The organism is Mycobacterium sp., from assembly GCF_032159775.1.
Classification (GTDB): domain Bacteria; phylum Actinomycetota; class Actinomycetes; order Mycobacteriales; family Mycobacteriaceae; genus Mycobacterium.
The window spans coordinates 1-8,297 of the sequence record NZ_JAVHWK010000047.1; the positions used below are offsets into that span (position 1 = coordinate 1).

Sequence of the window (8,297 nt, forward strand, 5' to 3'; positions counted from 1 at the left end):
GAGAACATTCTGCTCAAGCTGATCCAGGCCGCCGACTACGACGTCAAGCGCGCCGAGACCGGCATCATCTACATCGACGAGGTCGACAAGATCGCCCGCAAGAGCGAGAACCCGTCGATCACCCGCGACGTGTCCGGCGAGGGCGTGCAGCAGGCGCTGCTGAAGATCCTCGAGGGCACGCAGGCCTCAGTGCCGCCGCAGGGCGGTCGCAAGCATCCGCACCAGGAGTTCATCCAGATCGACACCACCAACGTGTTGTTCATCGTGGCGGGCGCATTCGCGGGTCTGGAGAAGATTGTCTCCGACCGCGTCGGCAAGCGCGGGCTGGGCTTCGGCGCCGAGGTGCACTCCAAGGCCGAGATCGACACCCAGGATCACTTCGCCGAGGTCATGCCCGAGGACCTGATCAAGTTCGGGCTGATCCCCGAGTTCATCGGCCGGCTGCCCGTCGTGGCGTCGGTGACGAACCTCGACAAGGAATCACTCGTCAAGATCCTCTCCGAGCCCAAGAACGCGTTGGTGAAGCAGTACACCCGGCTGTTCGAGATGGACGGCGTGGAGTTGGAGTTCGACGAGGACGCACTCGAGTCCATCGCCGATCAGGCCATCCATCGTGGCACCGGTGCCCGCGGCCTGCGCGCGATCATGGAGGAAGTGCTGCTGCCGGTGATGTACGACATCCCCAGCCGCGACGACGTCGCCAAGGTCGTCGTGACCAAGGAGACCGTCGAGGACAACGTGCTCCCGACGATCGTGCCGCGCAAGCCCGCCCGACCCGAACGGCGCGAGAAGAGCGCTTAGCTAAAAGTCACTTTTGTCGGTTTCGTCAACAAATGATGTGGCGTCCTGCTCGTGGGACTCGACTGTGCCGGTCAGGGCGCTGAACAGGCACCACAGCAGGTAGGCCGCAACGGCGACAAACTGCAAGTTGCTAACCATGGCTCCACTCTCTCCGGACGTTGCGGGGTGGGCACGCGTAGTGGGCTACTCGAGTCCGGCGGCAAGCAGAGCGGGTCGGCACAGCTCATGACGTCACCGCCGCACGCCGTTCGCTGACCACTTCGTCGATGAGCGCCGCTATCTCCGCTACGCCACAGCGCTGGGCATATGCCACTTCCAGCTCGCGGGCGCGGGTGAGATACCGGCCGTCGCCGAGCACGTCGCGCACCGCGTTGCGAACGGCCTTCGCGCTCGGGGTGCCGGTCCTCAGGTCGATGCCTGCCCCCGACCACGCGACGCGCGCCGCGACCTCGGGCTTGTCCTCGGTATTGCCTGCGACCACCAACGGCACACCGGTCGCGAGCGCGCGCTGCACGGCACCGTACCCGCCGTTAGTGACCATCACGTCACCTTCGGCAACAACATGTCGTGCGGAATATGCTCGGCGACATACGTATTGGGTGGGATGGGGAAGTCCAGCGTCGAGACCTTCGGTCCGCCGGTGGTGGCCACCACCATGACCTTCTCGTCCGCCAGTGCCTCGATCGTCGGTCGCAACAGCCGACTGAAGTCGGCGTTATCGACGGTGCCCTGAGTGACGTGCACGACGGGACGGTCGCCGTCGAGCTTCGGCCACCAGACCGGTGGGCGGAACTTCGTCGCCGGTGCCGGGTGCACCATGCCGACGTAGCGGACGTTAGCGGGCAGATCGGTTCGCGGATAGTCGAATTCAGGGACAATCGGCGCGATGAAGCGGTCGGCGAGTGCGCCGGAATCGAGCAGGAACATCGGCAGCTCGCGGGAGTTCAGCCGGTGCAGTTGATAGTTCGCGGCCTTCTGCGACTGGCGGAGCAACACGTTGTGCGACAAGAGGTTCAGGGTGCGGTTGCGCAACCGACCCAGTGAGCTCGTCGATGGAGGCAGCCCCAGTCCGCTGGGGGCGGTGTCGCGGCTGCTGAACATCAGCGGGGTGGTGCCGTAGAGCAGTATCGGCGGGCGGGCGGACTGGTCTCCGAGGACGAACGGGAGCACACCGAAGAACCCGTAGTCGGCGAGGATCGCGTCGAACCGCGTCTGCGTCATGAGGTCGGACAGCGCCTTGGTCTGGTGGGGCATCGGGGCGACGAAGAGCCGGATGATGTCGAAGTTGAGCCGCTTGATTCCGCTGGTTTCCTCGCGTCCGCTGTCGGTTTCCAACAGGGCCAGGTCGAGGTCGCCCTGGGCCGTCAGCGTTGTGGGTATGGCGCCCGTCGCGCGGATGTCGTCGGCGCGACCGGCGCCTGACAGCACGGTGACACGATCCCCGCGGTCGACCAGCCCTCGCGCGACGTTCAGTAGCGGGCCGATGTGCCCGACGGGCGACAGCGCCGCGATCAAGATCTCTGCCATCGTTCGTGCGCCGTTCGATCGTTGTTCGACGGGATTGATCGTCGGCGATCGCGGCGCTCGCGAGCTTGGAGGTTCTATGGAGATTTGGGGGAGATCGCAGGTAGGACCGTTTCCGACTTGTTGTCCGACGGGTGCTCGACTACCGCGAGGCTTACCCGGCGGATAGGAAACCCTCCTTGATAAGGAGCGAAGTCTGGCTTTCCGACGATTACGGACCCCCTACCTGATCGATGAGTATTTCGATCATGACCACGGAAGGCACGGCCTACACCGAACGGACAGTGACCGTTCGCGATGGCGTGCGACTGGCGGTGCAAGACCGAGGGCCCATCGACGCCGAAGCCACGGTTGTGCTCCTGCACGGCCTCTGCCTTGAGCAGGGGTCGTGGGCCAGTCAAATCCATCACCTGACCGGGCGCTGGGGTGCCCGCATCCGGATCATCAGCTATGACCACCGCGGCCACGGTGATTCGGATACCGCCCCGACAAGCACCTACGTCATCGAGCAGCTCACCGCCGACCTCGCCGACGTCCTCGAAGCCCTCGACGTGACCGGCTCGCTCACCCTCGTCGGCCACTCAATGGGCGGGATGGTCGCGCTCACCTATCTTGGCCGGCCGCCGGCTGATCGACCCGTGCAGCCGCACGGAGTCGTCCTCGTCGCCACTGCGGCCGGTCGGCTCGCTGAGCGCGGCGTGGCCCGACTCCTGGCCAGTCCCGCCTCAGACATGCTGTGTAAGTTAGCGACTCGCGCGCCTCAACGGGCAGTTCGTCTGCTCACCAAACCCGTACGCGCCGCCCTAGCCCTCCAGGTCGGTGACCAGTCCCGCGCCACCCTGGCGGCACTGTTCGATACGGCCATGGCCGCGGCATCCCTCACCACCGCCGTCGGGTTCCTGCCAAGTCTGCGGTCCTACGACCAATACGCCACGCTGGCCTCGATTCGCGCCCACGCGACCATCCTCAGCGGGGGAGCAGACGTCCTGACCCCGCCAGCCCATGCGCGCGATTTGGTAGCCGCCATACCCGGCGCCACACACGTGCACCTCCCGATGGCCGGGCACATGCTCCCTCACGAGGCCCCCCATGCGGTCACCGATGCCATCAGCAACACGATCGCCGCGGGCATCGACTCCGACCCGGTAACCGCAGCGCAGGTTCAGCGGTCCGGACGACGGTATACACAGCCTGCAATGGCAGCGTGAACCTGGCTGAACGACAGAGCTATTGATCCGCGGATCGCGCGACGGATACCCCACGCTGTGACCTGATGCGGTCTGGCCGGGTGTACACGTTCATCGATTCGCCGCGCAGGAAGGCGACAAGCGTCAGGCCGGACTGGCTGGCGAGGTCCACCGCGAGCGACGACGGGGCCGAGACCGCCGCAAGCACGGGGATGCCCGCCATCACCGCCTTCTGCGTGAGCTCGAACGACGCGCGGCCGCTGACCAGGAGCACGGTTCCCGTCAGCGGGATCCTGTCCTGCTCCACGGCCCAGCCGATGACCTTGTCCACGGCGTTGTGCCTGCCGACGTCCTCCCGCACCGTGAGCACGGCGCCGTTAGCGTCGAAGAGTGCGGCGCCGTGCAGACCGCCGGTGCTGGCGAACACCTTCTGTTGGGCGCGCAGTTGTTCGGGCATCGCAGACAGCGTTTCGGCCTTGACGTGCGAGGCGTCGTCGCCGGGGGAGTAGCGGCTGACGGTGCGGACCGCGTCGAGGGATGCCTTGCCGCACACACCGCATGACGACGTCGTGTAGAAGTTGCGCGTGATGTCCATCGCAGGCATCTGCATGCCGGGTGCGAGCGTCGCGTCCAGCACGTTGTAGGTGTTCATGTTGTCGGGTCCGGTGCCCTTGCAGTAGCGCACCGTGAGGAGGTCGTCGCGGTGCCCGATGACCCCCTCGGTCAGCAGGAAGCCTTGCGCGAGTTCGACATCCGAGCCTGGTGTCCGCATGGTCACGGTGACCGCGTTGCCGTTGACGCGGATCTCCAGCGGCTCTTCGACGACCAACGTCTCGGGCCGCGTCACCGCATCGTCGGCCGTGACATGGCTGGCACGTCGGCGCGAAGTCACCCGGCCCATGCTTTTTCCAATCGGACGACAATCGCCTTGGACACCGGGGTATTCGACCGTGCCGCGGTGTGGTCAAGCGGCACAAGGGAGTTGGTCTCAGGGTAGTAGGCCGCGGCATTGCCGACCGGCGTCGAATAGGGCACCACCATGAAGTCCTTGGCCGTTCGCTCCTGAACCTGACCATCGCCGTCGCTGAACTCCGACACCAGGTCCACCCGGTCACCTTCGGACAGGCCGAACGCCTCGATGTCGGCAGGGTTGACAAAGACGACACGCCTGCCGCCCTTGACGCCCCGGTAGCGGTCGTCGAGCCCGTAGATGGTGGTGTTGTACTGGTCGTGGCTGCGCAACGTCTGAAGTACCAGTCGACCCTGCGGCACCGGTACCCACTCGAGCGGGTTCAATGCAAAGTTGGCTTTCCCTGTGCTGGTGGGGAATTCACGTGAGTCACGGGGCGGATGCGGCAGCTGGAAGCCGTCGGGCTGCCTGACCTTGGTGTTGTAGTCGGCACAGCCCGGCACCACGGCGGCGATCGCATCCCGGATCTGGTCGTAGTCGTCGTTGAACTTCTCCCACGGCACCGGATGGTCAGCCCCGAGCAACGTCCTGGCGAGCTGGCACACGATCGCCACCTCGCTGCGCACTTCGTCACTGGGTGGCTTGAGGCTGCCGCGCGACAGATGAACCATCGACATCGAATCCTCGACCGACACCATCTGCTTGGCACCGGCCTGGACGTCCTTGTCGGTCCGGCCGAGCGACGGAAGAATCAGCGCGGTCGAGCCGTGCGCCAGATGGCTGCGGTTCAGTTTCGTCGAAACCTGCACCGTCAGGGAGCAACTGCGCAAGGCGGCCTCGGTGACGGCGGTGTCCGGGGTGGCCGAGGCGAAGTTGCCGCCCATCGCCATGAACACCTTTGCGCGGCGGTCACGCATCGCCCGAATCGCGTCCACAGTGTCGACGCCGACTTCACGCGGGCTGACGATGCCGAATCGATCGTCGAGCGCCGCGAGGAACGTCTCCGGCATCTTCTCCCAGATGCCCATGGTTCGGTCGCCCTGAACATTGGAGTGCCCGCGGACCGGACACAGGCCCGCCCCAGGCTTGCCGATCATCCCGCGCATCAGCAGCACGTTGGAAATCTCGGCGATCATCGACACCGCGTGCCGGTGCTGGGTTAGGCCCATCGCCCAACACGCCACCGTTCGTTCGGATTCGGCCAGCACCTTCGCCACCCGCTCGAGTTGCGTCCGCGAAATGCCGGTCGCCTCGACAACGGTGTCCAGATCGATCTGGCGGGTGCGCTGCTCGTATTCCGCGAAGTTCGAGCAGTGCGCGTCGACGAAGTCGCGGTCGATCACGCTGCCCGGCGCACGGTCGTCGGCCTCCAGAAGCAAGCGACCAAGGCCGGCGAACAGTGCCATGTCGCCGCCGAGCCGGATCTGGACGAACTCGTCGGCGATCGGTATGCCGTGTCCAACCACGCCGTGCACCTTCTGTGGGTCCTTGAACCGGATCAGGCCCGCTTCGGGCAACGGATTGACCGCGATGATCTTGGCGCCGTTAACCTTTGCCTTCTCCAGCACCGAAAGCATGCGGGGATGGTTGGTGCCCGGGTTCTGGCCGGCGATGACGATCACGTCGGCCTCGGCGATGTCCTCGACGGTCACCGAACCCTTGGCGATGCCGATCGAGTCGGTCAGCGCCGCGCCCGACGACTCGTGGCACATGTTCGAGCAGTCCGGCAGGTTGTTGGTGCCGAAGCTGCGAACCAACAACTGATACACGAACGCGGCCTCGTTGCTGGTGCGCCCCGACGTGTAGAACACCGCCTCGTTCGGGCTGTCCAGTGCGCGCAGCTCGTCGGCGATCAACCGGTAGGCGTCCGCCCAATCGATGGGCTGGTAGTGGTCGGCGCCGGGCCGCAGAACCATCGGGTGGGTGAGACGGCCCTGCTGCGACAGCCAGTATTCGGGTTTGGCTTCGAGTTCGGCCATCGAGTGCCTGGCGAAGAACTCCGGGGTGACGACGCGTTTGGTGGCTTCCTCGGCGACGGCCTTCGCGCCGTTCTCGCAGAACTCCGCGAACTTGCGGCCGCCGTGTTCCTCGGGCCACGCGCAGCCCGGGCAGTCGAAACCCTTCTGCTGGTTCAGCCGGATCAGCGACGCCGCGGTGCGGAAGACGCCCATCGACTCCAGCCCGCGTTTCAGCGACACCATCACGGCCTTGACGCCCGCGGCCTCCCGCTCGGCGCCGGTCGAAATCACTGCATGCTCGTCGTAGTCGGCATTCCAGTCGCTGGTGATCTCGCGTCGAACTGCCATGACTCCAATCTACGACTGCGTGTCCACCACCTGAACCGCCCCGCCCGTCACGCCTGCGATCAACAGCCTGCCGGTATCCGCGTCGACGCCCAGCGTGTAGGGGTTCTGCACGGTCGGCAGGCGTCGCACCTCGCGCGGCGTCGGTTGGCTCATGTCGTAGCCGACGACCTCGTTGGTTCCCGACGAGGCGACCCACAGCAGGTCACGGGTGGGGTCGTAGGCGATCCCGTACGGCCCACCCGGCTGGGCGACCTCGCCGACCTGATGCGGCGTCGGCAGCGGCTCGAAGACACGGATCGCGTCGCCCCTGGTGTCGGCGGCGATCAGGCGGCCGTGCTTGTCCGCCACCAGATGCGTCGGCCCGTCGCCCGCCGGTACGGATCCGACGATGTTCAGGTCCTCGGTGTCGTAGATGGTCAGATCGTTCTTGCGGACGTCGATCAGGCCCATGGATCGGCCGACCGACGCCAGACCGGCGGGCTGCACACTGTCGGCGAAGACCTTCACCACTTCCTCGCCGCGCAGCACGCTGACGGTGCCGCCGTGCTCGTTCGCGACGAACACGGTTCCGTTCGCGGCCTCCGAGGCGTCGTGGGGGACAACGCCGGTGACGACCTGGGGCAGCGCCCGCCCGCTCGGCAGCTCGACGCGGACCAGTGCGTTGGCGCTTTCGACCGGGACGAGGACGGGACCGCCAGGGCTGGCCAGCTGGAGATGCCGGACGAATCCGGACAGCGGCACCCTCTTCGCGATGTCGCCGGTGTCGGCGTTCAGCAGGACAAGCTCGTTGGGGTCGCGCTTGGCGACGGCGACCATGCGGGTGGCCGCGTCGACGACGACGCCTTCTGGCGCCTTGCCGACCGGCACGATTCGACCGGGGATCGGCGCGGTCTGGGGTGGCGCCGACTGCGGCTCGGCCGCAGGCGGTAGGTCGTCGGCGGGCGGCCGGTTCCCCTCGGTCGGGACCAGGCTGGGCATGACGGCCGGTGGCAGGCTCGTCGTCGCTGCAGGGGGAGTGGGCGCAGCGGTATCGGCCGGGGGTTGTTGTGAACAACCGCCAACGATGAGCATCAACGCCATTGGCGCAGCAAGCAACCGCATACCTCAAGTTACGTCTCCGATGCAGTGCCCGTTCACTGGCTACCTGCGCAAGAGCTGAGTGTTGGCTGTGAGCGTGCGGTGCTGAAGAGATGCGGCTATTGCGCCGCAATGAGATTCGAGGGCATGCGCCCCGAGGTTTGTCTCGGCGATCGTGATCGCGGGGCCAGGGCTTCGCGGCGGTGAATCCAGGCTTCACGAATGTGTAGTGATGTATTGACAATCGGTCAACGCATGTCCAGACTTCAGTCACACGACACGCCGGGGCCGCTGAACGCCGAACGTCTGGCACATCGAACGGTGTGGTTGCACTCGACGGAGAAGACACTTGGCAGTCGCCACAGCAAACAATCCTTCGGTCGAGTCCGGCGCGGGGATGGCTTGCGGACGCGGTTACTACGCCCCTCGGCTGCGCGCGGCGATTGTGGGGACCGGCGGGATTTCCCGTATCCACGGCTGGCGGCTGCAGGA

Annotated in this window: 6 protein-coding genes and 1 pseudogene; 2 read left to right on the top strand and 5 right to left on the bottom strand. The window is 66.1% G+C overall.

Annotated features, from left to right (window positions below; all coding sequences use genetic code 11):
• Window positions 1–801 (top strand): ATP-dependent Clp protease ATP-binding subunit ClpX (clpX, locus tag QOJ24_RS04970; protein WP_526259695.1); only part of this gene is annotated, 801 nt, incomplete at its 5' end.
• On the opposite strand, the gene QOJ24_RS04975 is transcribed toward clpX, so the two are convergent.
• Entirely contained in the window at window positions 802–939 is a 138-nt protein-coding gene (locus tag QOJ24_RS04975) for a hypothetical protein (protein WP_526259697.1), read from the bottom strand.
• Between the two features lie 85 nt (window positions 940–1,024).
• Window positions 1,025–2,328, bottom strand: a pseudogene (locus tag QOJ24_RS04980) (nucleotide disphospho-sugar-binding domain-containing protein).
• Between the two features lie 245 nt (window positions 2,329–2,573).
• On the opposite strand from QOJ24_RS04980, the gene QOJ24_RS04985 reads away from it, so the two are divergent.
• Window positions 2,574–3,533: an alpha/beta fold hydrolase gene (locus tag QOJ24_RS04985; RefSeq protein WP_526259699.1), complete on the top strand. Its 960-nt coding sequence runs from the start codon at window positions 2,574–2,576 to the stop codon at window positions 3,531–3,533.
• A gap of 19 nt (window positions 3,534–3,552) precedes the next feature.
• Here QOJ24_RS04985 and fdhD read toward each other — a convergent pair whose 3' ends face one another.
• From fdhD to QOJ24_RS05000, 3 genes are read right to left on the bottom strand one after another with little or no spacing between them, the layout of a single operon-like run.
• Window positions 3,553–4,413: a formate dehydrogenase accessory sulfurtransferase FdhD gene (fdhD, locus tag QOJ24_RS04990; protein WP_526259701.1), complete on the bottom strand. Its 861-nt coding sequence runs from the start codon at window positions 4,411–4,413 to the stop codon at window positions 3,553–3,555.
• Window positions 4,401–6,728 (bottom strand): FdhF/YdeP family oxidoreductase, encoded by a 2,328-nt coding sequence (locus tag QOJ24_RS04995; protein ID WP_526259702.1) that lies wholly within the window; start codon window positions 6,726–6,728, stop codon window positions 4,401–4,403. The genes fdhD and QOJ24_RS04995 overlap by 13 nt, the downstream gene beginning before the upstream one ends.
• Before the next feature lie 9 nt (window positions 6,729–6,737).
• Window positions 6,738–7,706 (bottom strand): YncE family protein, encoded by a 969-nt coding sequence (locus QOJ24_RS05000; RefSeq protein WP_526259704.1) that lies wholly within the window; start codon window positions 7,704–7,706, stop codon window positions 6,738–6,740.
• Window positions 7,707–8,297 lie beyond the last annotated feature (591 nt).

What these genes read in the sequence shown, in the direction of transcription:
- QOJ24_RS04975 (WP_526259697.1), bottom strand. Translation starts at nt 939, where the DNA reads ATGGTTAGCAACTTGCAGTTTGTCGCCGTTGCGGCCTACCTGCTGTGG.
- QOJ24_RS05000 (WP_526259704.1), bottom strand. Translation starts at nt 7,706, where the DNA reads ATGCCCAGCCTGGTCCCGACCGAGGGGAACCGGCCGCCCGCCGACGAC.
- fdhD (WP_526259701.1), bottom strand. Translation starts at nt 4,413, where the DNA reads ATGGGCCGGGTGACTTCGCGCCGACGTGCCAGCCATGTCACGGCCGAC.
- QOJ24_RS04995 (WP_526259702.1), bottom strand. Translation starts at nt 6,728, where the DNA reads ATGGCAGTTCGACGCGAGATCACCAGCGACTGGAATGCCGACTACGAC.
- QOJ24_RS04985 (WP_526259699.1), top strand. Translation starts at nt 2,574, where the DNA reads ATGACCACGGAAGGCACGGCCTACACCGAACGGACAGTGACCGTTCGC.